Origin of the sequence: Sagittula sp. P11, assembly GCF_002814095.1 — a bacterium.
Lineage (GTDB): Bacteria > Pseudomonadota > Alphaproteobacteria > Rhodobacterales > Rhodobacteraceae > Sagittula.
Genome location: NZ_CP021915.1, coordinates 177,686 through 199,146, shown reverse-complemented (window position 1 = coordinate 199,146; position 21,461 = coordinate 177,686). Strand labels below are relative to the sequence as shown.

20 protein-coding genes are annotated in these 21,461 nt (G+C 61.7%); 9 read left to right on the top strand and 11 right to left on the bottom strand.

What is annotated here, in order from left to right; genetic code table 11:
* Positions 1 to 16: 16 nt before the first annotated feature.
* The 4 genes from CDO87_RS24605 to CDO87_RS24590 all read left to right on the top strand — a co-directional run bounded on the left by CDO87_RS24605 (position 17) and on the right by CDO87_RS24590 (position 3,874).
* Entirely contained in the window at positions 17 to 793 is a 777-nt protein-coding gene (locus tag CDO87_RS24605; RefSeq protein ID WP_027264330.1) for an enoyl-CoA hydratase/isomerase family protein, read from the top strand.
* Between the two features lie 116 nt (positions 794 to 909).
* A complete protein-coding gene (locus CDO87_RS24600) occupies positions 910 to 1,356 on the top strand; it encodes a TRAP transporter small permease (RefSeq protein ID WP_254698503.1) in 447 nt (148 codons plus the stop codon).
* Between the two features lie 10 nt (positions 1,357 to 1,366).
* Positions 1,367 to 2,674 (top strand): TRAP transporter large permease, encoded by a 1,308-nt coding sequence (locus tag CDO87_RS24595; protein ID WP_027264332.1) that lies wholly within the window; start codon positions 1,367 to 1,369, stop codon positions 2,672 to 2,674.
* 66 nt (positions 2,675 to 2,740) lie between these two features.
* The gene (locus tag CDO87_RS24590; RefSeq protein ID WP_027264333.1) at positions 2,741 to 3,874 is read left to right on the top strand and encodes a C4-dicarboxylate TRAP transporter substrate-binding protein; all 1,134 of its coding nucleotides are present in this window, start codon (positions 2,741 to 2,743) and stop codon (positions 3,872 to 3,874) included.
* 68 nt (positions 3,875 to 3,942) lie between these two features.
* On the opposite strand, the gene CDO87_RS24585 is transcribed toward CDO87_RS24590, so the two are convergent.
* From CDO87_RS24585 to CDO87_RS24550, 8 genes are all read right to left on the bottom strand, one after another.
* On the bottom strand, positions 3,943 to 5,088 hold the full coding sequence (locus CDO87_RS24585) for a thiolase (protein WP_027264334.1): 1,146 nt from the start codon (positions 5,086 to 5,088) through the stop codon (positions 3,943 to 3,945).
* Positions 5,085 to 5,480 carry a Zn-ribbon domain-containing OB-fold protein gene (locus CDO87_RS24580; protein ID WP_027264335.1) on the bottom strand — a complete coding sequence of 132 codons (396 nt, stop codon included), beginning with the start codon at positions 5,478 to 5,480 and terminating at the stop codon, positions 5,085 to 5,087. The genes CDO87_RS24585 and CDO87_RS24580 overlap by 4 nt, the downstream gene beginning before the upstream one ends.
* A 1-nt stretch (position 5,481) precedes the next feature.
* Positions 5,482 to 6,258 carry an SDR family NAD(P)-dependent oxidoreductase gene (locus CDO87_RS24575; RefSeq protein WP_027264336.1) on the bottom strand — a complete coding sequence of 259 codons (777 nt, stop codon included), beginning with the start codon at positions 6,256 to 6,258 and terminating at the stop codon, positions 5,482 to 5,484.
* 60 nt (positions 6,259 to 6,318) lie between these two features.
* Positions 6,319 to 6,732: a PaaI family thioesterase gene (locus tag CDO87_RS24570; protein ID WP_036051569.1), complete on the bottom strand. Its 414-nt coding sequence runs from the start codon at positions 6,730 to 6,732 to the stop codon at positions 6,319 to 6,321.
* Position 6,733: 1 nt separating this feature from the next.
* Positions 6,734 to 8,701: a TRAP transporter fused permease subunit gene (locus CDO87_RS24565; protein WP_027264338.1), complete on the bottom strand. Its 1,968-nt coding sequence runs from the start codon at positions 8,699 to 8,701 to the stop codon at positions 6,734 to 6,736.
* A gap of 68 nt (positions 8,702 to 8,769) precedes the next feature.
* Positions 8,770 to 9,915 carry a TAXI family TRAP transporter solute-binding subunit gene (locus CDO87_RS24560; RefSeq protein ID WP_027264339.1) on the bottom strand — a complete coding sequence of 382 codons (1,146 nt, stop codon included), beginning with the start codon at positions 9,913 to 9,915 and terminating at the stop codon, positions 8,770 to 8,772.
* 49 nt (positions 9,916 to 9,964) lie between these two features.
* Positions 9,965 to 11,191: an acyl-CoA dehydrogenase family protein gene (locus CDO87_RS24555; protein WP_027264340.1), complete on the bottom strand. Its 1,227-nt coding sequence runs from the start codon at positions 11,189 to 11,191 to the stop codon at positions 9,965 to 9,967.
* Positions 11,192 to 11,207: 16 nt separating this feature from the next.
* Positions 11,208 to 12,320 carry an acyl-CoA dehydrogenase family protein gene (locus CDO87_RS24550; RefSeq protein ID WP_027264341.1) on the bottom strand — a complete coding sequence of 371 codons (1,113 nt, stop codon included), beginning with the start codon at positions 12,318 to 12,320 and terminating at the stop codon, positions 11,208 to 11,210.
* Positions 12,321 to 12,640: 320 nt separating this feature from the next.
* Here CDO87_RS24550 and CDO87_RS24545 point away from each other — a divergent pair, with 320 nt between their 5' ends.
* Positions 12,641 to 13,123, top strand: a complete 483-nt coding sequence (locus tag CDO87_RS24545; RefSeq protein ID WP_036051571.1) for a MaoC family dehydratase — start codon at positions 12,641 to 12,643, stop codon at positions 13,121 to 13,123.
* Positions 13,124 to 13,157: 34 nt separating this feature from the next.
* Positions 13,158 to 13,976 (top strand): IclR family transcriptional regulator, encoded by an 819-nt coding sequence (locus tag CDO87_RS24540; RefSeq protein ID WP_071974435.1) that lies wholly within the window; start codon positions 13,158 to 13,160, stop codon positions 13,974 to 13,976.
* Positions 13,977 to 14,016: 40 nt separating this feature from the next.
* Here the strand turns inward: CDO87_RS24540 and CDO87_RS24535 are convergent, their stop codons facing one another.
* The 3 genes from CDO87_RS24535 to CDO87_RS24525 are packed head-to-tail and all read right to left on the bottom strand — an operon-like array spanning position 14,017 to position 17,650.
* On the bottom strand, positions 14,017 to 15,165 hold the full coding sequence (locus CDO87_RS24535) for an acyl-CoA dehydrogenase family protein (RefSeq protein WP_027264344.1): 1,149 nt from the start codon (positions 15,163 to 15,165) through the stop codon (positions 14,017 to 14,019).
* Positions 15,162 to 16,160 (bottom strand): acyl-CoA dehydrogenase family protein, encoded by a 999-nt coding sequence (locus CDO87_RS24530; RefSeq protein WP_238367134.1) that lies wholly within the window; start codon positions 16,158 to 16,160, stop codon positions 15,162 to 15,164. Before CDO87_RS24530 ends, CDO87_RS24535 begins: the two co-directional genes overlap by 4 nt.
* 59 nt (positions 16,161 to 16,219) lie before the next feature.
* Positions 16,220 to 17,650 carry an MmgE/PrpD family protein gene (locus CDO87_RS24525; protein ID WP_027264346.1) on the bottom strand — a complete coding sequence of 477 codons (1,431 nt, stop codon included), beginning with the start codon at positions 17,648 to 17,650 and terminating at the stop codon, positions 16,220 to 16,222.
* 509 nt (positions 17,651 to 18,159) lie between these two features.
* Here CDO87_RS24525 and CDO87_RS24520 point away from each other — a divergent pair.
* From CDO87_RS24520 to CDO87_RS24510, 3 genes are all read left to right on the top strand, one after another.
* Positions 18,160 to 19,587: a hypothetical protein gene (locus tag CDO87_RS24520; RefSeq protein WP_027264347.1), complete on the top strand. Its 1,428-nt coding sequence runs from the start codon at positions 18,160 to 18,162 to the stop codon at positions 19,585 to 19,587.
* Between the two features lie 146 nt (positions 19,588 to 19,733).
* Positions 19,734 to 20,672 (top strand): CoA transferase subunit A, encoded by a 939-nt coding sequence (locus CDO87_RS24515; protein ID WP_027264348.1) that lies wholly within the window; start codon positions 19,734 to 19,736, stop codon positions 20,670 to 20,672.
* Positions 20,669 to 21,436 (top strand): CoA-transferase, encoded by a 768-nt coding sequence (locus CDO87_RS24510; RefSeq protein WP_027264349.1) that lies wholly within the window; start codon positions 20,669 to 20,671, stop codon positions 21,434 to 21,436. Before CDO87_RS24515 ends, CDO87_RS24510 begins: the two co-directional genes overlap by 4 nt.
* Positions 21,437 to 21,461: the final 25 nt, after the last annotated feature.

Below are 21,461 nucleotides of genomic sequence, written 5' to 3'. Positions count from 1 at the left end.
AAAGGGAGGGGTGGTCATGACAAGCGATATCACTGTGGAACACTCAGAAGGTCTGGCCGTCGTGTCGTTGAACCGGCCCGACAAGCTGAATGCGCTGACCCTCGACATGCGCGTCGAACTCCTGGACGCGTTTCGCGATATCCAAACTGACCCGCGGATTCGCGCCGTATTACTGCGGGCCGAGGGCCGCGCTTTTTGTGCGGGTGCGGATATTTCGACCATGGGCAAGGACGATGTCTGGGGTGATCGGGCGCGCTTGTACAGGGCGCACCAGATGATCCTTTCCATATTCAATTGCGAGAAGCCTGTGGTTGCCGCGGTGCGCGGTCCGGCGGTCGGGATCGGTCTGAGCATGGCGCTCGCCTGCGACGTTATCCTGCTCTCCGAGACGGCAAGATTCGGTCAGGTTTTTCGCAAGATCGGGCTGGCCCCCGATGGCGGCGCGGCGTTTTTCCTTCAGAATCTGATCGGTCGGCAACGTGCGACGGACCTTGCCTTCTCAGCGCGGATGGTGCCGGCGGATGAAGCCCTGAGCCTGGGATTGGCAAGCCAGGTTCATCCCGATGATGCCCTCGACCGGGCGGCCCTGGACTATGCGACAGACCTGGCCGCGGGGCCAACCTTTGCCCTGGCCGGTACCAAGCGGCTGATGCGCGCCGCGATGCAACCGTCTCTGGAGAGCTTTCTTGAAACAGAAGCCATCATTCAGGGGCAAATCATCAAGAGCGCGGATCACGCCGAAGGCATCGACGCCTTTCTGAGCAAGAGAAAACCGGTTTTCCGTGGCGTATGACCAAGCGGATTGGCCCTTTTTACGACAGGGAAGAGATAGTGATGGAAACAGTCATTGCACGACTTGGCAGGGTGTCGCGGATTATCACCTATATTGCGACTGCCCTGGCGGCCCTGATGATGGTCCACGTCACGCTCGATGTCATCCTGAGCCAGTTCATCGCCGAGCCCCTGCCGGGCACGGTGGATTACGTGTCGTATTATTACATGGTCGGGCTGGTCTTTCTGCCGCTTCCCTTCGTCGAATACACCAACGAGCACATCAAGGTCGACCTGATCCACGATCTGCTCCCGACGGGGGCGAGGACCGCTCTCGACATGCTGGCTCTGGCGCTGTCTGCGGTGTTCTACGGGCTGCTCACCTGGCAGACCTGGATCGATGCCGTCGAAAAATACCTCATCGGCGAGCAATCCATGGGCATGGCGGCGGTGACCGTCTGGCCCGGTCGCTTCTGTCTGCCTCTTGGTGCGGGGCTGATGGTTCTGCTCTTGCTGGCCAAGCTGATCCAGAGGCCTTTCACCGACGCTGGCATGGCCGGCCCCAATCACGACATGTACGAATAGGAGTGGAACGGTGAGCTTTTTCCAGATCGGCCTTTGCGGCATCGTTTCTGTCATCCTGCTGGTCTTGCTGCGCGTTCCGATCGCGGTCGCGCTGGGTATCGTGTCCTTCTTCGGGTTCTGGGCGATGCTGGGAAGCGGCGCGGCTTTCGGCCTGCTGACGGCGGTGCCCTATGATTTTGCCGCGCACTGGACCCTCAGTTCGATCCCGATGTTCCTGTTGATGGGATACGTCTGTTACCAGACCGACATCACGCGCGGGATCTTCAAGGCCGCCCGGGTCTGGCTGTCATTCCTGCCGGGCGGGCTGGCGGTCGCCAGCGTGGGCGGCGCGGCGCTGTTTTCGGCGGCGGCCGGCTCCAGCCTGGCCTGCGCCGCGGCAATGGGCCGGATCGCGGTGCCGGAAATGCTGAAGCGCGACTACGATCCCGGGCTGAGTACCGCCGTGGTTGCCGCAGCCGGCACCATGGGGTCGCTCATCCCGCCGAGCATCCTTCTGATCATCTACGGTATTTTTGCCGAGGTCGCGATCAGCAAGCTGTTTCTGGCCGCGATCGTGCCGGGCGTACTGACGATGCTGGGGTACTGGGCCGTGATCATCGTTCGTGTGTGGATCAATCCCGCGCTCGCGCCGTCGCTCGACGAAAGCGCGACATGGTCCGAACGGCTGGAGGCCCTGAGCGAGACATGGCCCGTGATCTTGCTGGTGGTGGGCGTTTTCGGCGGTCTGTTCACCGGGATATTCACACCCACGCAGGCCGGGGCTGTCGGGGCGGCGTTGTCCTTCGTGATTGCGGCGGCGCGCGGCACCCTGAACTGGAAAGTTTCCAGGATCGCGCTGATGGACACTGCAAAAATGACTGCGGCGATCTTCATCATCGCGGTCGGTGCCAACCTGTTTTCGAGGTTTCTGGCGATCAGCGGTATCCCCGAAGCGATGACCGACCTGGTGATTGATATGGGGGCCAGCTATGTGATGCTGGTTTTCGGCACGGCCGTGATCTTTTGTCTGCTGGGCATGATCCTCGATCCGCTGGGCATCCTGCTGCTGACGCTGCCGATCCTTCTGCCGATCTACGAGGCGAACCATATCAGCCTGATCTGGCTGGGCGTGCTTGCAACCAAGCTGGTCGAGATGGCTCTGATCACCCCACCGGTGGGGCTGAACGTGTTCGTGATCAAGGGCATCGTCGGTGATGCGGTCCCGATTTCACTGATTTTCAAGGGTGTTTTGTGGTTTTTGGCTGCGGATGTGGTGGTCCTGATCATCATGGTCGCCTTTCCCGAACTGATCATGTTCCTGCCAGAGCTCGGCAACTGATTTGGCCATCCCGGCCGTGACGAACCCCGCGCAATAGCGGGGTCTTGAAAAAGAGGAGGAGACCACATGAAACTGACCAATGCGTTTGCCGCGCTGGCGGCGACGACCGTTCTAGCGGCGACACCGGCCCTGGCCGAAAAGCGGGTGACTATATCCAACTGGACGTCACCCAATCACGCGACATCGCGTGGCCATGCCGCCTTTGCCGAAATGACCGAATCTGAATTTCCGGATGCCTTCGACTTCAAGCTGTTTGCCGGCGGCGCCTTGCTTGGCCCCAAGCCAACACTGTCCGGCCTGCGCGACGGCGTCGCCGATGTAGGTCTGCTGGCGTTGACCTATTTCAGGTCGGAAATGCCCTATGCGCAGCTCGTCGCCGATCTCGCTCTTTTGGGCGAGGACCACTATGCCATGGCCGGCGCGACCAGCGAATTCGTGATGCTGCACTGCCAGCCGTGCAAGGACGAGTTCGCAAAGAACGGCATGGTGGCGCTGAGCGGGATCAGCACTGCGCCTTATGTATTGCTGACCACCAAGCCGATCGTCGAAATCAGCGATATGCAAGGGGTCAAGCTGCGCACGGGCGGGTCGGTCTGGGACCGCTGGGCGACACGCCTTGGGGCAGAGCCGGTAAACGTGCCGTCGAGCGAGATGTACGACACGATGAGCCACGGTGTCGTCACCGCTGCGGTGCAGCCGGTCGGTGCGCTCAAGGGGCACAGTCTGATCGAGGTTGCCAAGCACCTGACGGAGTTGCCGTTGGGCACCTATCATTCCGGTTCGATCTTTGCCGCCGGCCCGAAATTCTGGATCTCACTTTCGCCGGAGCAACGCGAGCAATTCGTCAAGAACATACCCGAGGCCGTGGCGCAGACCGAGGTGTACTACGAAACCGACGATCTCGACGTGCTGAAAGAGGCGGGTGGGCTTGGCCTGCAGGTACACCAGCCGTCGCCTGAGTTTCTTCAGGATCTCATTGATTTCCGCACCGCCGATCTTGAAGAGATCGCCCGCATCTCGCGCGAGGAACGCGGCATCGAAGATCCGGAACCGCTGATCGCAACCTATCGCGAGCTGATCGAGAAATGGCACGGTCTGGTTGAGCCGCTGCAACCGATCCGGGACAATCATCAGCCTTATGCAGACCTTCTGCGTCAGGAGATTTATTCCAAGATCGACTTCGCAACCTACCCGAACTGAGCCGTTTCAGGCCTGAATACACAGCGGCCCTTCGCAAGAAGGGCCGCTTCATTGCTTCCTTCGTCTGTTCAGAGGGTGGCTTCGGTGCCCAGGATATTCGTCACCTGGCTGGACAGGACACCGCCGTTGCCGTGGGCCAGGGCCAGTTCGGCACTGCCGATCTGGCGATCGCCAGCATCGCCGCGCAGTTGCCGCACCGCCTCGACCAGCGTGAAGATGCCGTACATCCCGGGATGCACGCATGACAGGCCGCCACCATTGGTATTGACCGGCAGGTGGCCGCCAGGCGCGATGCCGCCGTTCGCCACAAACGCACCGCCTTCGCCTTTCTTGCAAAAGCCCAGATCTTCTAGAAAAAGGATCACATTGATGGTGAACGCGTCGTAGAGCTGGACCACGTCGATGTCCGCGGGTTTGACACCCGCCATGTCCATGGCCGTTCGCCCTGATTGCGCAGCGCCGGTCACGGTCAGGTCCGCCATTTCGGAGATGTCGCGGTGCGTCGTGCCCTCGCCGCCGCCCAGCAAATACACCGGAGGTCTGGGGTGATCCTTGGCCGTCTCGGCCCGGCGCATCACAATCGCGCCACCGCCATCGGTCACAAGGCAGCAGTCGCGCACCCGCAGAGGGTCGGAAACCGGCCGCGAGGCGATGACATCCTCGCGCGTCAGAGGATCGCGCATGAAAGCGTCGGGGTTCTTTTGGGCCCAGGCCCGGGCCGCCACCGCCACGTCGGCCAGCTGTTCGCGCGTTGTGCCGAATTGCGTCATGTGACGGTCTGTGGCCAGCGCATAGGACGACAGCGGGAACAACGGTCGGTAGGGGGCCTCGTAGGTCGGCAGGCCAAGCGCAGTCATCAGCTTGCCCGAGGCGGTGCGCTGGTTCGATCCGTAGCAGATCAACACGGTATCAGCGAGCCGCAATTCGAGCAGCATCGCGGCCCAGAGCGTGTGCGACAGGAACGACGAGCCGCCCATGCGGTTGTTCATCGTGAACCTGGGGTTCAAGCCCAATTCCTGCGCCAGTGTAAGACCCGACAGCATATCCAGCGGCTGGCAGGTGGCAACGGCATCGACCTCGCCAAGTGCGATCCCCGCATCGGCAAGCGCGCCGTGCACCCCCTCGATTGTGATCTCCATCGAGCTTTTGCCATGGGCCTCGCCGCAGCCTGCCAGCGCTGCACCGACGATGGCGGCTTTTCCCCGTAAACTCAATTTGCTTCTCCTTCTGGCCGGAAAACCACGGCGGGGTCACCTTCGGCGCCTTCGCCGATCGACGCGGTTACTTTCAGCCCGGCGACAATCTGGTCATGCGCGATACCGTCGATGCGCGACATCATTCGTACCCCTTCCTCCAGGTCCACCAGAACCACGTTGTAATCGCCGCCTCGTTCCGGTTTTCGGCGCACGACCGTTCGCGCATAGACGGTGCCCCTCCCGGTTGGCGCGAACCATCCCAGATCCGCGCTGCCGCAGGCCGGACAGATCACGCGCGGATGGAATACATGGGTGCCGCAGCCGCCACATTTCTGAATCTCGAAGACGCCCTCGGCCAGCTTCGCGGCGAAGACGGCGTCCGGCCCTGGGCCTTGTCCAATGCCGGCCATCTCAGAACCCGATGTGGAAGCCACCGTTCACGCTCAGGTGCTGGCCGGTGATATAGGATGCCGCGTTGGACAACAGGAAACAGACGGGCTGCGCGACTTCTTCAGGGGTGCTCATCCGTCCCATCGGAATCTGCGCCATATACCTGTCGGCGAATTTTTCAGAGCGGATGGTCTCAGTCATTGGTGTCTCGACCATTCCGAAACAGACTGAATTGACGTTGATGCGGTAACGGCCCCATTCACGCGCGGCGCTCATTGTCAGGCCCAGAACCCCGGATTTTGCCGCGCCATAATTGATCTGACCGATGGTGCCGCGACGCCCGGCATCGGATGAGATATTCACGATGGCACGGCGCGCGGCGCTTTCGGGGTCTTTTTCGACCCGGTCCTTGTAATAGGTCCCCACGGCCTGAAGGCAGGCGAAGACACCGGTGAGGTTCACGTCGATGACCTGTTGCCAGGTGGCCCGGTCCATCTTGTGGATCATCGCGGCGCGCACGATCCCGGCGTTGTTCACAAGCCCGTTGATGTCGCCGAATTCGTCGAAGGCGAATTTCACGAGCTTCCCGGGAAAGTCCGGGTCGGCCACATTCCCCACGATGGCGCGGGCATTGCCACCGATCTGTTCGGCGGTTTCCTTGACGCCGTCCTCGTTCAGATCGTTCACCACGACCTTGGCGCCCAGCTCTGCCGACAGCGCCGCCACACCGCGGCCGATACCCTGTCCGGCGCCTGTGACGATAACCACTTGATTGTCCAATGCCATCGGGTTGATCATTTCTGTCTCCTTTTGTCCTTCGTTTGTTTGGTCTCGCTCACCATCGGTTCACTCAGGTGGTCACGACGGTGGTGCGAGCCGCTTGATCACGGCATCGCCATGGGCCAGATGGTGCCCGTCCTGATTGAAGATCTCGCCCTGTACAAAAACCAGTTTGCGTCCGCCCCCGACAATGCGCGCGCGGGCCGTCAGCGTGTCTCCTTCGGTCGCCGGGGCGACGAAACTGGTGGTAAGCGAAAGCGTAAGGCAGCGATGACCTGGGCGGCCATCCCCCGCGTAGGCCGCGCAAAAGGTGACCGCGTTGTCCAGCATGGTCGCGTAGACACCGCCATGCACCGAAAAAGCGCCGTTCAGGTGATCGCGTCCGATGGCCAACCGCAGCTCGGCTTTGCCATCGGACCACGAGACGAAGCGCACGCCGAGCAATGCGTTGAACGGGGCGGGGATGTCCGGTCTGCCGTCTTGTGCGCTCATATTACGCTGTCTCCTGCTTGGCCGAGACCATCACCAAAGCGACAGCCACTGCCGCCATAGCGGCACCTGCGCCCACCGCGCCGAGGATCGGAACCGCCAGACCCGCGTTCGAGGGAAAGGCGAAGGCCAGACCGGCAATACCAAGAAGGACGCGGGCGATTGTTCCTGGCAGTCCGGTTTCGATCCGCCCGACGCCAAACAGATACCCCTGAATACCGGCGCAGATCAGCAGAATGCCGAGACCGGCGCGCAGAACCGTAAGCAGGCTTTCGAGTGGACCGGCTTGCAGGATGAACGCCGGATCAAGGACGAAGAAGAAGGGAATTATATAGACGATGCTTCCAAGCTTCATCGCTTCGAAGGCCGTCGCAAAGGGTTTGGCCTGGGCGATGGCCGCCGCGGCGAAAGCCGCGAGCGCGACGGGGGGGGTGATATAGCTCAGCATGCTCCAGTAAAGGATAAATAAATGGACGCCGATCGGATCGAGCCCGCCGGCGACCAGGGCGGGTGCCAGCGACACCGCCAGAATCACATAGGCGGCGGTCACGGTCATGCCCATTCCAAGAATGAAACTGGTCAAAGCCCCCAGCAGCAGAAGCAGAAAGATGTTGCCGCCCGCGATGAACAGCAGATCGTTCGAGATCGTCCCGGACATCCCGGTCACCGCCAGTCCGCCGACGATCAGCCCGACCGCCGCAAGAATGGCAACAAGTTCGACGAACAACTGTCCCGTGGCGATCAGAAAATTCATCAGCTCCTTTCGCCCCCAGCGTGATTTTGAGAGCAGCTGGTTCAGGACAAGAAGCAGCGCGGTCGCATAGAATGGAGCGATCGCCTCGCGCTTGAGGTAGAGCAACATCCAGATCAGCAGCCCGAAGACGGCGAGAAAGTACCAGCCTTCGCGCAGCACCTTGCCGATCCTGGGAAGGTCGGCGCGCGGAACGCCTTTCAGTCCGTTGCGCGCCGAGTATGCGTCGATTTGTGCGAACAGGCCGAAAAAGTAGAACAGCGAAGGAAGCACCGCCGCCACAACGATGTTGGTGTAGTCGGTCGCCAGGAATGTCGCCATGACAAAGGCCGTGGCGCCCATGATAGGGGGCATCAGCACCGCCCCCGTCGACGCCGCCGCTTCGATCCCCGCCGCATAAGTGGGCCTGAACCCCACCTTTTTCATCGCTGGAATGGTAATTGATCCGGTCGTCAGCACATTGGTGATCACGCTGCCGCTCATCGAACCGGTCAGCCCGCTGGTCAGAACTCCTACCTTGGCCGGCCCGCCCCGGACATTTCCGAGCGCGGCAAAGGCGATGTCGATAAAAAACGGACCTGCGCCGGTATGTTGCATCGCAACGCCGAAGATCATGAACCCCACGACAAGATTGACAAAGCTGCGCATCGGTATGCCCAGCACACTTTCGCCGCTCATCGCGTGGAAGATCGCCGTTTCGACGGGCGAGCGCTGGAAGCCCTGGATCGGGCCGGGCGCATAGTTGGCGATCATGGGGTAGATGGAAAATACCAGGATTACCGCGAACAGCGTCCAGCCGCCGGTGCGGCGCGCGGCCACGAGCAGCAGGAACCAGAAGGCGAAGCTGGCGATCACGGCATTAAGAGGAGCGGCGAAATCCCACCCTTTGTTCACCACGCTGCGCCCGTAGTAGGCAAAGAAGGCGCAGGTGATCAGGGCCAGCAGGGCCAGAAAGTAATCCCACCATCGCGTCGATCCGTAAGGATCTGACTTTGAACAGGGAAAGACAAGGAACACCAGTGGCAGCGTCAGCAGAAGCATCACGTAGAGGTAGTGAATTTCAAGCAACCGGACGTTCATGAAGAAGCCCAGATTGAACAGATGGTTGACCGACGCCGCGGTCAAAAGCAGCGCCGAGACGACGAGCGACCAGCGAACAAACGCGGGCAGGGTGCCCATACCGGTCGGTTGCGCCGGCGCTTCCTGTGTTTCCTGTGCCATGCCCGTATTCCAGTTTTGTGCTGCGTTGCTTTGTGCAAGGCGCCTGTGGGGCGCCGCGCTGTGTCGCATCAGCGGAAAAAGACTTCGTGGCCGGCCGCTTCCAGTGCGTCGGCACGGGCTTTCATCCATGCAGCGGCAAATTCTTCTTCACCCTCTGGAGCGTCCCCGACAAATGTGCCCCAGGCCCGCAAGAGCACCTCTTGCCGTTCCACCAATTTGTCCTGGTTTGCCTGGGCTTCCGGTGTCCACAGACCCTTTTCCTTGAAGTAGGCAACGCTGCCATCGCTCCATGGCATCACCCAAGACAGGATCTGGCGATCAATCGCATACGCATTGGCACCGGGGGCGGCATCCTTGTAATCGTCGAACCCTGCGTCAAGCGCGGCTACGATGTTGCGCACCTCGGTGGAATCCTGATCGGAGTTAGTGACCAGGATCGGATAGGGGTACTGCGCCATGGGCAGTGGGGAGGCAGGGTCGATGCCCGGCCCCACAGACACCATATGCGGTGTCACGAAGGGCGTTACGCTGGTGTAGCGTTCCCATGCTTCTGTCTGGTCCGCGGGTGTTTCAAGCCATTTCAGGCCGCGCGGGCTTGACTCGATCTGGTAGTTTACGGTGGTCGTCGTCAGTGCAAAGGCGGCATCCACACGGTCTTCGAGAATGCCCTGGAGCGTGTTCACATAGCCCGAGAATTCCACTGCCTCCACGTCGTCCCATGTCAGGTCCGCAAAGGCCAGCAGCCCCTCCATGTTGACATCGATCGCCGGCGAACTGACGGCGCGACCGACCCGTTTGCCCTTGAGGTCCGTAATCGTCTCGATGCCGGCATCGGCCGCGACGGCGACACCCAGACCGTAGTCGCCGACAGCCTGAAGCACCGCGCGGATCGGCTGCGGGCCCCATTCAGGCGCAGCAAAAAGGAAAACCCCTTCGGCAGCGAAATAGGAGGCGATGCCGCACAGGCAATAATCGACCGTCCCGTTTTTGAGCGGCGTCATCCGCGAGACGTCGTTTCGCCCCGGAAGCACGCGGACCGTCGATCCGTATTTGCTGCGCATCATGTTGCCGATGGCTATGGAATGCGCATGACCGGCCGATCCCGTGTCATAGGCCGACCAAGCGATCACGTCAGGCAGATCGATGTCTTGCGCGCCAGCCGAGGTGGCCATTGCCAGGCATGCGGCAGCGATCCCGGTTATCTTGAACTTCATGATATTCTCCTCCTTGTTGGTCGTTGGTCCCGGGTGGCGCCCATTCAGATCAAAGCTCTGAAAACGCGACATCCTTGTCGACGCGTATTTCAGGCGGCAGCCCGAGAATGCGTTCGCCAATGATCGTGCGCTGGATCTCGTCCGATCCCCCCGCGATCCGGTTGCCCGGCGCGGTCAGGTATTCGTTTCGCCAGCGCGCCACGTCATCCCCGACCTTGGCTGATATGCCCGCCGAAGTTCCCGCCAGATCCATCCCGAAAGCGCCCATTTCCTGCCGCAGCTTGCCCAGCAACAGCTTGCCGATCGAGCCCTCTTCACCCGGTGCCTGGCCGCGCGAAAGCGACGTCATGACCCGGTAAGAGGTGAATTCCAGTCCGCGTTGACGCGCGATGAAATCGGCAATGCGCGCGCGCACCTCGTCGTCCTCGATGGCCGGGCGACCGTTCCGTTCGACACGGGTAGCCAGATCAATCAATTCCTCGGCCCGCGCACCGCCACTGGCCCGGCCGACGGAAATACTGAACCGTTCGTTCATGAGTGTGGTCAGCGCCACTTTCCACCCTTCGGATACACCGCCCAAGCGGGCGCTGTCTGGCACGCGCAGGTTGTCGATGAACACTTCGTTGAAACTGGAGCTGCCCGAAATCTGGCGAATAGGACGGGTTTCGATGGCCGGGTCGGACATGTCCACAAGGAACATGGTCATTCCCTTGTGCTTGGGCACCTGTGGATCGGTGCGCGCCAGCAGGATGCCGTGAGTGGAATAATGCGCCCCCGAGGTCCAAACCTTCTGACCGGAGATCACCCATTCGTCGTCTTCGCGGCGTGCACGGGTGCGGATACCGGCCAAATCGGACCCGGCGGCGGGTTCGGAAAAAAGTTGGCACCAGATGTCTTCGCCCGTGAGAGCCCGGGGCAGGAATCTTGTTTTCTGGTCTTCGGTGCCGTGGATCATGACCGTAGGCCCGACCAGCCCGATCCCGATCAGAAAGACGTTGGGCGGGACGGCGTAGCGCCCTTCCTCTTGATTCCAGATCACTTGCTCGATCGGAGTGGCGTCACGCCCACCGAAAGCACGGGGCCATGTCAGCCCCGCCCAGCCTGCGTCGGCCTTTCGTGCCTGCCAGTCGCGCGCACGGGCAACTTCGTCGGCGTCGCGGGCCATGAAATGGTCCTGGGCCTTTTCGCTTCCATTGCGGCGGGTCGCGGTGGCATCAAGCCAGTCGCGCGCCTTGGCGCGGAACGCGGCTTCTTCCGGGCTGTCGCTGAAATCCATCTGCACTTTGTCCTTGTCAGTTCGCGGCCCTTTGGCCGTCCGCCAGATTGCAAAGCAGCCGCTCGCGCCACAAATCGGCCAGGCCGAGTTCGGCCTTCAACTGCCATCCTCGCCGCAGAAACAAATGCGGGTCGGCCGCCCAGGTGAACCCGATCCCACCGTGAAGCTGCACCGATTCCTCAGTGGTGAATTGCACTGCATCGAGAGCCGCGAGGCGTGCTACCGCCGCCGCTTCGGACAGCCGTTCATCCCCGCTCGCCAGCGCCCAGGCGCCGAAAAAAGCATTGGACCGTGCCAGCTCGATCTTGGCGAACATGTCCGCGAGCCGGTGCTTGACCGCCTGAAAACTGCCGATCTGGCGTCCGAACGCCTGCCGCTCGCAGGCATAGTCTCTGGTCAGGAAAAGCGCCCGCTCGGCCAGGCCGATCTGTTCGAAGGCGGCCAACACTGCGGCGCCGTCCAGAAGAGTCCGGATCGCTGCGGGATCGGACCCGGGAAGCAGTTCAACCGGCGTGTCGTGAAAGACGATCTCGGACGTCGGACGGGTGCGGTCGATCGCATCCAGCGCGCTGATCGACACCGAGGGGTCCGAAAGATCCGCCAGATAAAGGCGCGCGGTGCCGCCTTCGTCCAGGGCGGCGACGATCGCGAATGACGCATCGGATGCGAACGAAACTGGCGATTTCCGTCCCGAAAGGCGATCCTGCAGCACTTTTGCCGAGACCCGTTCCGGTGCAGACCCTCCATCCTCGGCAAGCGCGACGGTAACGATCATGCGGCCTTCGGCGATCCGGGGAAGCAGATTTTCCCTTTGGCTTTGCGTGCCCAAGTCCTGAATCGCGGGGATCGCCAGGCCAAGAACCGGGCCAAAAGGTATGGCGGCCAGGCTACGGCCGATCTCTTCGGCGACAATGGCCAGTTCGATCGCCCCCATCGCCGCCCCCCCGTAGTCTTCGGCAATTGCAAGGCCCAGCCATCCGCCGTCCGCCAAGGCGGTCCAGGTTGCGGAATCGAACCCGTCGGCAGCCTCAAGACAGTCATGCGCCACCGCGAGAGTGGCGTGATCGCTCAGCATTCGTGCCAGCGTGTCGCGTATGGCATCGTGTTCGTCGGAAAAGCCGAAATTCATGCTGGTCCTCTTCGGGTCATGGCATTTGGCGCCTGTTCACAAAAAGGTAAGGTACGCGTTCGGTATGTCCCAAACGCTATCCGGCACCAGCCGCGTAAAACCACATATGTGCTGTGGCGTGGAAAAAGGGGCCACTGGAGCGAAGAATGCGATTCATCAAGAATGTGCTCAATCGACGTGAAAGCCGCAAAAACGAGGCAGTCGATTGATTGCTGCGGAGCTTGCCGCCTAACGTGAAGGAACCGGGGCGTGTTCCGGGCGCAGGACAGATGTGGCCGAACCCTCTCAGAAAATGGAACTGATCAAGGGAATTGTGCGAAATGGAAACTGTAGGACTCGGGTTTTGTTATGAAGATTTGCCAGTGGGGCGCAGGTTTCGGACCATTGGCCGCACCGTCACCGAAACCGATATCACGAATTTTGTAAGTGTTACCGGCATGCTTGAGGTCTTGTTCATCAATCGTGACTTCCGAGAGAAGGAATCCAATATCCCCGGTTTCGCCGCGCCCGGTGCGCTGGTCTATACCTTTATGGAAGGGCTCTTGACCCAATCCACAATGCAACATACCGGCTTTGCCTTTCTGGACATGGAACTGAAGGTCATGGGGCCCACATTTGCCGGGGACACCATCCATTGTGAGGTCGAGGTAACAGAATCGCGCCGGTCGAAGAGCCGTCCGAACCGCGGATTGGTGCGGACGCGAAACAAGGTGTTCAAGCAAACCGGAGAACAGGTATTGGAGTATACGCCGTTGCGGATGATCAAGGCCCGCATGACGGATAAAGAGCCAGGAAAGGCATAGGCCTGTTCCGGATAGCGGCACTGGAGACATGACTATGAAAACCGCGCAATCTGGCCCAGCCGAAGCCGCCGGGCGCACATCGGAAGGGCCCCGGTCCTTGACGCGTATCCTTGCGTTGTTCGATCTTTTGGCGCGCTGCAAACGTCACATGTCTCTTTCGGAACTCAGCATCGCGATTGATTGCCCCAAGAGCAGTTTGCTGGTGCTGCTTCGGCCCCTCACCGAGAAGGGGTATCTGATGCGCGAGGAAGACAATTACTTTCTGGGTCCGAGGATTTTTCAGTTCGCCCAGTCAATTCTGACCAACCACCCGTTCGAATCGGTCCTGCGCGGGGTGATGAATGATGTGGTTAACCAGACCGGTGAAACCATCCTGTTTGCTGTCCGGGACGGCGAGAAAGTCATTTATTCGTCGGTCATCGAAAGCCCCCAGCCCGTTCGGTATGTCGCCCAACAGGGGATCAACCGGCCATTGTTCTGTTCGGCATCGGGGCTGGTCATGCTGGCCTTTGACACGCAGCAGGAACTGGACGATTATTTTCGGCGCACTGAATTAAAGCCGCTGACGCCTAATTCGATCACCGATGAAAATGAACTGCGCGGGTTAATTTCGGAGATTCGCAAAACCGGGTATTCCAGTACAGCTGGAACCGCGCATGTAGATGCAGCGGGGTTCGGGGTTCCGGTCTTTCGCGCCGACGGACACTTGGCAGGAGCATTGGTGATTGGTGCTCCTCTGGAGCGCGCCAAGCGTAACAAGAAGCGATATGTTGCCGCTGCCAAAACGGCCGCTGAACAGCTCTCCCGAGCACTCGGCTATCGTTCGGAGGTTGGGGAAACCGGCCGGCACTAGACGTGTGCCGCCCGCCGTTGTTGTCATTCCGCAGGCGGGATCATCTCAGTCCGAGTCCCCGCGCAATGATACCGCGAAGAATTTCGCGTGTGCCGCCGCGCAACGAAAACGACGGAACGGCGAGTTCGGTATACGCCAGAACAGCCGCATAGCTATCGCTCCCGCCAGGCACCGCCGGGCGCGACACAAGACTTCGGGCCAGGCGCGGAATGTCCTGTTCGAAAAGCGCTCCCAGATCCTTGACAATGGCAGCCTGAAGTGACGGGTTCTCTCCTTCGTTCAACATTCCGGCCACCGATCGTGACATCTGCCGCAGCACCATCAGATGCGCGGACAAACGGCCAATCTCGGCCTGCTGCGCTTCGGTTGCGTCGTCGCGCAGCAATCGGATCAGTTCCTCGATCAGGGCAAACGACGACAGGAACCGCTCGGGGCCGCTGCGCTCGAACGCCAGTTCGCTCATGACCTGCGACCAGCCCTCGCCCTTTTCGCCCAGCAGCGCATCGGAGGGCAAAAAGGTATCGTCGAATACCACCTGGTTGAAATGATGCTCACCGCCCAAGTCGATGATCGGGGTGATCTGAATGTTGTCGGTGGCCTTGAGATCGACCAGAAATTGGCTCATCCCGCCGTGGCGGTCGTCGCTCTTGCCGGTGCGGCAGAACAGGATCATGTAATCGGCGACATGCGCATAGGTCGTCCAGACCTTCGTGCCGTTGATCCGGAACCCCCCGTCGACCTCGGTGGCCATCGTGCGCGTCGCCGCCAGGTCCGAGCCGGAATCCGGCTCGCTCATCCCGATGCAGAAACACAGTTCGCCCGCGGCGATGCGCGGCACGATCCGGCGTTTCTGATCGTCGGTGCCCTTGGCAAGTATGAGCGGACCGCTCTGCCGATCTGCGATCCAGTGCGAAATCACCGGGGCACCGGCGGCCAGTAGCTCTTCGGACACGACATACCGCTCAAGCGCGCTGCGCGCGTGGCCGCCGTATTCCTTTGGGAAGGTCATGCCGACCCAGCCGCGCTGCGCCAGCTTTCGTGAAAAATCACGGCTGAACCCATTCCACGACTGCGCGCGTTTTATGGGCGGGAAATCGGCCAGTTCGTCGGCCAGGAACGCGCGGACCTCTTGCCGGAGGTCGTCATAGTCGGCGCCGGGCGGGGGGGGAGAAAAAGCGGTGAGGGTCATGCCTGGGTCCCTTTTGCAGCGCTGTCTGTGATGAAATGCCAGAAGGTGTCGTGGGGGCTCGACAGGGCGGCCCGCCCAAGTTCCCTGGTCCAGTCAAGCTCGGTGCCGAACTCGTCACGCCAGCCCCAAATCCGTTTGGTGAAATGGTGAAGCGCGTGTTCCTGGGTATAACCGATGGCCCCGTGAATCTGGTGGGCCAGGGCCCCGACCTTCTCGGCCGCTTCTCCGGCGCGGGCCTTGGCGGCGGCAACGGCCAGCGCAAAGGCCGGTGTGTCATAGCTGCCGGCCGCCATCTCGGCGGCCGTGCGCGAGGCTGCGGTTTCTCCGGCCATTGTCGCAAGATTGTGCTGGATCGCCTGGAACCTGCCGATTGGCCGTCCGAACTGCACCCGGTCGTTGGCGTATTGAACGCTCATCTTCAGGATGGTCTCCATCGCCCCGGTGGTGGCAAGACTGCGGATAAGTGCACCAAGCCCGCGCATCCCTCCCACGGGTCGTGGCAAGGGGGTGACATCGGTCTCTGTCAGGGTATAATCGAGTTCGATGTCGTCGCGTGGCATCCCGGCAAAATCCTGCGCCGGGTCAACGATCAGATCCTTCACCGGCAGGGACAGGACGTGATCGACACCGTCCAGGACGCCAATGGTCACGATCCGGTTCGCCCAGCGGGCAAAGGGCACCAGTGTCAGATGCCCGCTCGCATGGATCTTCTTGCCGCGCCGTTCCAACCGCAGCGCTTCGCCTTCGGCGATGGTCAGCCTGCCACCGGGAAGGGCCATATTCGCGGCCGCCAGAACGGCGTTTGCGATCAGGGTTTCAGCCAGAGGCAAGGGCAGGCCATGCGCCCCGACAATACGCACAAGACCGAGCGCCTCGGCCGGTGGCACGCCGAAACCGCCTGCGTCCTCTGGCACCAGCGCCATGGTTAACCCTGCCTCCTCGATCTGCGTCCAGAGCGCCTCGGGGCATTGTCCCGAGGCGGCGTCTTCGCGCATGCGGTGGGTGACATGGTCGCGGAACAGTCGCTCTGCCATGTCATGAATCATCGATTCCATCAGACGGTCCTTTCAGACGGTGTTTGATCGGCGCTGGACATTTCCTTCACGGGCTTGTCCTGCCGCGCATGGTTTTTTTGCCCGTCGGGGGCCGACGCCTCTCGCAGTGGCGGCAGATGCAGCCGCGTGCGCAGATCCCGGCGGAACGCACTGGCAGAGGGCGCCGCGCCCCCGTCCCTGCGATATTTTCCGAGGCAATCGGCGATTTTGTCGCCGATCGCGGCAGGGGTTGCCGGATCCGAGGGAGAGCCGGGGTGCGCCGCGACCGAGGTTTCGGCCAGGGTTACGTTCCCTTTGCGCAGGCGGACATGGACCGTCCCATGGTCCACGCCAGCGTGATCCCGCCCCGCTTCCGGCATGGTTTGGATATGCACCATGTCCATAAGCCGGCGCACCGCGGGGCGATGGGGGCTGTCCCCTTCGAAATCCACCAGCCCGACCTGGCCCTGCTGCAGGGCCACGGCGAGCGTATAGGCGGCACAGAACTTGGCCTGCATTCCATCTTTGGGGTCGGTGACATGCAACGGGACCATGACGCTTTCGGGCACTGTCATTTCAATCACCGATCCTTCGGGCACCGCCTCGCCGCCGCGTTCGGCGTGAAGGTGCCGCCCGGCGGCGATCATCCTGTGGGTGAGGTAGCAGCAGGGATACAGCTTGCGGGACACCGTGCCCAGATCGATCCGCGGTTCCACCGCTGCGGGGTCGGCCGCAATCCCGTCCGGGCCGGCATAAAGGTCGAAGAAGCCGCGCGCCGCGAAGATGTCCGGGGCGCCCGTGATGCCGGCCTCGGCCATCCGGGTGGCCCGCAATCCGACAAGGGCGGCGTTTCCGGCCTGGATCGGTTTCGCCATGGCGCCGAAATTGATCTGCATTCCCCCGGCCAGCGACGCGGCCAGGGACAGGGCGTTGCGGACTGCGTCGTCGTCGAGCCCAAGCTGATGCGCGACCGCTGCCGCCGATGCCAGAACCCCGATGGTCGACGTTGCGTGCCAGCCCTTGTTGTAGTGGCCAAAACCCAGGATCTGACCGAGCGCGACATTGACGGCTGTTCCGACCGCAAGCGCGGGGGCAATGCGGCCGGCCGTGTCCGGCCGGACATCCACGGTGGCCAGCAGCGCCGACACGATTACAACACTGGGATGGGTGACGCTGACCGTATGGACATCGTCGAAATCGAGCGCATGACCGGCAACCGCGTTCAGGAACGCGGCCTGTTCGGGACTGCCACCTTCAGCAGCTCCTGCCGGGACTGCCGGTCCGCCCGCGTCAAGCGCCGCCAGCCGGCGAACCACCGGTTCATGCCACCCGCCATAGATGGCGGCTATGGTATCCTCAACGCAAAGCGCGGCCTGCTCGGCGTCTGCAACGCTCAGCCGGTGCGGCGCGGCGACGAACCGCGACAAACGGATGGTGAAATCGCTGATCATCCACTTCTTTCTCTGACACTGCATATTGCCTCATCAAGGCGGGCGCTATCAACTCTCGGCCCCACTCTTTCGCACATATGTGTTGGAGCGGGATGCTTGCGTTGTGATCCTTGCTGCCGTTGGATATTCTGGGTGCTCATCCTTCCTCTGTTTCCGTGCAGGATCGGGCGTTGGACGTGACCGTAGAACTTCGGAAAGAAGAACAGACGTGGTTGAGGGTATCGGCGTGAAAAGTCGGGCAGACAAGCACGCATGTGCGGAGAGACATTTCGAGGCATCGTTGTGTCATTGACCGCCAGACGATGTATCCTCGGAGGCCCGGAACCAAGGCGGTCAGTGCCACCACAAATCCGGGCTAGTCCGCCCTGCGCCGACAAGATGAGCACCTTGTGTGTCCTTGCCTGTGAATGGGAAATTGTCGGCATCGCATTTCCGCCGTCGTGCCATGAAAGACCGCATCTGCCGTTGCGTCACAGACACAACGAGCGCCTTCGGAAAAGGGGGGGCAGATGTCGCCTGTCGAGCGCCTGAAACGTTCCGGCAAGCGCAACAGGTTTACGGCCATTTGTCTGCTGATTTGTCTTGGCGCTGCCATCATTCAGGGTGTCTTGCCCTCCGCCGTCGCGTCCATCGCTGCCGCGCCGTTTTTCTGCATCTATCTTGCCATTTCGTCCCGCTACATCGCCCGTGTCGGATGGGTGCTGCTTTTCTTCTCGCTCGCGATCGCCCTTCTGGCGCTGGCCAATGGAATCGACCCCGGCATCTTCGTCCAGGCGGCGGGGCGCGTCGTGTTCCTGTCCGCTCTGCTGACGGCTGTCGCCTTCCTGCGCATCGCGGCCACCCAAGACCCGATTGTCGAGGTTGCCGGTGAATTCCTGACACTGCAGCCGCCGACCCGTCGCTACGCCTCTCTGGGTGCGGGCGGGCATCTGTTCGGGGTGCTTCTAAATCTCGGCGGGCTTGGGGTGATGCTGGAGATCATAATGAAAGGGCTGGCGGCGCATCGGCACGAGATGGACGAATTCGTGTTCCAGGCTCGCAAGCGCAGGATGGTGAGCGCCTGTATGCGGGGGTTTTCCTCGATCGCGTTCTGGACGCCGTTCGGAATCGCTCTCAATCTGATGATTCTCACAATACCGGGGCTCGAATGGACGACCCTGGCGCCTTACGGGATTGCTCTGGCCGGGATTCTGTTTCTTCTGGGATGGCTGTTCGACACGGTGGAATGGTGGCGCCCGCCCTCGGCGCGCGGCCGGGCACCGGCCCTGAGCGGTGACTTGCCGGACTGGAGCCCCTGGGCCGTCCTGATCGTGTCCGGGCATGTGCTTTTTTTGGGCGCCGCCGTGGTCACGCTGGACCGGTTGACCCAGTACAGTTTCCAGACCGTCCTGATCACCATCGTGCCGATCTATGCGCTGCTCTGGTCGGTTATGCGCAGCGGCAGTGGCAGCCTTGCCGGTATATCGCGCCGGTTTGTGACCCAGGCACCGGGTTTCGCGACCGAAATGAGCGTCATCGCGTCGGCGGGGTTCATCGGCCTCGTCGCGCTGGAGGTCGTTCCGGTCGAATGGATTGCCGACCATCTTGGCTGGATCGCAACGCGGCCTGTGCTGACCGTCGTGCTGTTGATCATGACGGTGTTTCTGACGGGGCTGCTGGGCGTGCATCCGATGATCTCGGTGGTCCTGCTGGCAGAGGTGGTCAACCGCGTCGGCGTGGAAGGTTTGTCGCCGCTTGCTCTGGGCCTTGCACTGGCTGGTGGCTGGAGCAGCATCATCTGCATGGGACCGGCCATCACGGCGGTGGTCTACGCCTCCTCCATCGTGGGCGAGCGGCCGCTGACCATCGGCTTGCGGTGGAACGGGATCTTCGGTGTTGCGAGCATCCTCCTCATCACGCTCATCGTTGGCGGCGGTGTCGCGGCAGGGTGGTTCTGACCGGTCTCAATTGCCTGTCAGGAACCGGGCGCAAGCATTTCCACATATGTGTTCGATCAGGCTTTGCGCTAGTCGGAAGGTGATGGACCCCATAGCGTCAACTAGGATGGGTCAGCGCAATCACTATCGGAGTGGCACGCCCAACGATGGAAGGCCAAGCGAAACCCACACGTCGCAGCAAGGTCACAGGCCTGCAAGACGCAGCCCGGCTGGCACGAGGCGCTTTGGAAGAACGCCCCGAGCTTTGTCTCGGTGGTCTGTTCAAGCAAAGCCGCCCTGTCGCACTGGTGCGCGCGTTGCTGGCCGCGGGCGCAGATGGTCTGCATGTGTATTCCTCGCCGGGCGCGGGGTATGATGTCGACCTGATGATTGCGGCAGGCGCGGTCGCACAGGTCTTTATTCCCGGCGTTACGCTGGAAAACCGGCTTTGCCCCAATTTCCGCCGCGCGGTCGAGGCAGGGCAGGTGACCGCGCACGCGCTGGATGCGCTGACCGTGGTGGGCGGGCTGATGGCGTCGGCTCATGGCGTGCCGTTCCAGCCAATCGACGCGCTGCGCGGATCGGACGTTCTGAAGCACAACCCGCTTTTGCACGAAATCGACTGCCCGTTCTCCGGCCGCCGTATTCACGCCGTCGGGCCGATCCGCCCCAGAGTGACGTTCTTGCACGCGCAGGAAGCCGACCGTTGGGGAAACCTGCGCCATCTCAGCACGATGGTCTACGCCGATCAGCTGATGGCACGCGCGTCTGACATGGTCATTGCCAGCGTGGACCGGATCGTGCCGGACGAGGTCGTTCTGGACGATCCCTCGCGGGTTACCGTGCCGTCTTATTATGTCGATGCCGTGGTCGAGGTGCCCTATGGCGCGCACCCAACCGCGAGCTTTCCCAACTATGCGATGGACGAGGACCATATCGACGCCTACGCCGATCTGGGGGATGCCGCCCGGACCGGCGACAGCACGGGGCTGGACACCTATATCGCCCGCCATGTGACCGGACCGAAAAACCAGAGCGACTACATCGAAGCGGTCGGGGGAGCCGGGTATTTCGCCGTGCTCGAAGCCGAGGCACGGAACGAATGAGTGCAGCGGTTTCCCCAATTGAACAGATGGTCGTCGTGTTGGCCCGCGATCTGGCCGACGGAGAACTGGGTGCGGCGGGTGCAGCCGCGTTGGTGCCGATGGCGGCCATTGCGCTAGCCCGCGAGCTGCATGCACCGAACCTGACGGTCGGCGGCGAGATGTTCTTCAACCCCGAGCCGGGGCGTTTGTATCCGTCGATGCTGGACGATCGTGCGCTCGGCCGCTGCGAGGCCGCCGAGACCTTTATCGAGTTGTTCGGCCACAGCCATCACGGGCTGGATTTTTTCTTTCACAGTGGCTTGCAGCACGATGTGTACGGCAACATCAACCTGCACCACGTCGGCGGCACGCTGCACGCACCAAAGATGCGCGGGCCGGGGGCAGCAAACCTGTCATACTGCCACACCTCGTCGCGGTATTACATTTGCCCCACCGTGCATACGGCGCGAAACTTTGTGGAAACGGTCGATTTCATCACAATACCCGGACATCTGTCCGGGCCTGCCGCGAAACGCGACGCCGGGCTGGTCAATGAAGGACCGCGCCTGGTGGTGACACCGCGAGCGGTTATGGATTTCGACAAGACGACGCTGCGAATGCGACTGAAATCGGTGCATGCGGGAAATACGCCCGAAGAGGTCCAGCGTCATACGGGGTTCGATCTGGCGATCAGAGGCGAGGTGCCGCAAACGCGGCCACCAACGGAGGAAGAATTGCGCGTTCTGAGAGAGCGGATCGATACATCGGGGGCCCTGCGTGCTTAAGCGACCGGGCTGACGTTACTTTAAA

Bases quoted from the DNA above. Each gene is read 5' to 3' on its own strand.
- CDO87_RS24535 (WP_027264344.1), bottom strand. From the start codon at position 15,165: ATGACCCTCACCGCTTTTTCTCCCCCCCCGCCCGGCGCCGACTATGAC.
- CDO87_RS24560 (WP_027264339.1), bottom strand. From the start codon at position 9,915: ATGAAGTTCAAGATAACCGGGATCGCTGCCGCATGCCTGGCAATGGCC.
- CDO87_RS24540 (WP_071974435.1), top strand. From the start codon at position 13,158: ATGAAAACCGCGCAATCTGGCCCAGCCGAAGCCGCCGGGCGCACATCG.
- CDO87_RS24525 (WP_027264346.1), bottom strand. From the start codon at position 17,650: ATGATCAGCGATTTCACCATCCGTTTGTCGCGGTTCGTCGCCGCGCCG.
- CDO87_RS24510 (WP_027264349.1), top strand. From the start codon at position 20,669: ATGAGTGCAGCGGTTTCCCCAATTGAACAGATGGTCGTCGTGTTGGCC.
- CDO87_RS24590 (WP_027264333.1), top strand. From the start codon at position 2,741: ATGAAACTGACCAATGCGTTTGCCGCGCTGGCGGCGACGACCGTTCTA.
- CDO87_RS24565 (WP_027264338.1), bottom strand. From the start codon at position 8,701: ATGGCACAGGAAACACAGGAAGCGCCGGCGCAACCGACCGGTATGGGC.
- CDO87_RS24605 (WP_027264330.1), top strand. From the start codon at position 17: ATGACAAGCGATATCACTGTGGAACACTCAGAAGGTCTGGCCGTCGTG.
- CDO87_RS24545 (WP_036051571.1), top strand. From the start codon at position 12,641: ATGGAAACTGTAGGACTCGGGTTTTGTTATGAAGATTTGCCAGTGGGG.
- CDO87_RS24550 (WP_027264341.1), bottom strand. From the start codon at position 12,320: ATGAATTTCGGCTTTTCCGACGAACACGATGCCATACGCGACACGCTG.
- CDO87_RS24530 (WP_238367134.1), bottom strand. From the start codon at position 16,160: ATGCGCGAAGACGCCGCCTCGGGACAATGCCCCGAGGCGCTCTGGACG.
- CDO87_RS24600 (WP_254698503.1), top strand. From the start codon at position 910: ATGATGGTCCACGTCACGCTCGATGTCATCCTGAGCCAGTTCATCGCC.
- CDO87_RS24570 (WP_036051569.1), bottom strand. From the start codon at position 6,732: ATGAGCGCACAAGACGGCAGACCGGACATCCCCGCCCCGTTCAACGCA.
- CDO87_RS24575 (WP_027264336.1), bottom strand. From the start codon at position 6,258: ATGATCAACCCGATGGCATTGGACAATCAAGTGGTTATCGTCACAGGC.
- CDO87_RS24555 (WP_027264340.1), bottom strand. From the start codon at position 11,191: ATGGATTTCAGCGACAGCCCGGAAGAAGCCGCGTTCCGCGCCAAGGCG.
- CDO87_RS24520 (WP_027264347.1), top strand. From the start codon at position 18,160: ATGTCGCCTGTCGAGCGCCTGAAACGTTCCGGCAAGCGCAACAGGTTT.
- CDO87_RS24515 (WP_027264348.1), top strand. From the start codon at position 19,734: ATGGAAGGCCAAGCGAAACCCACACGTCGCAGCAAGGTCACAGGCCTG.
- CDO87_RS24580 (WP_027264335.1), bottom strand. From the start codon at position 5,480: ATGGCCGGCATTGGACAAGGCCCAGGGCCGGACGCCGTCTTCGCCGCG.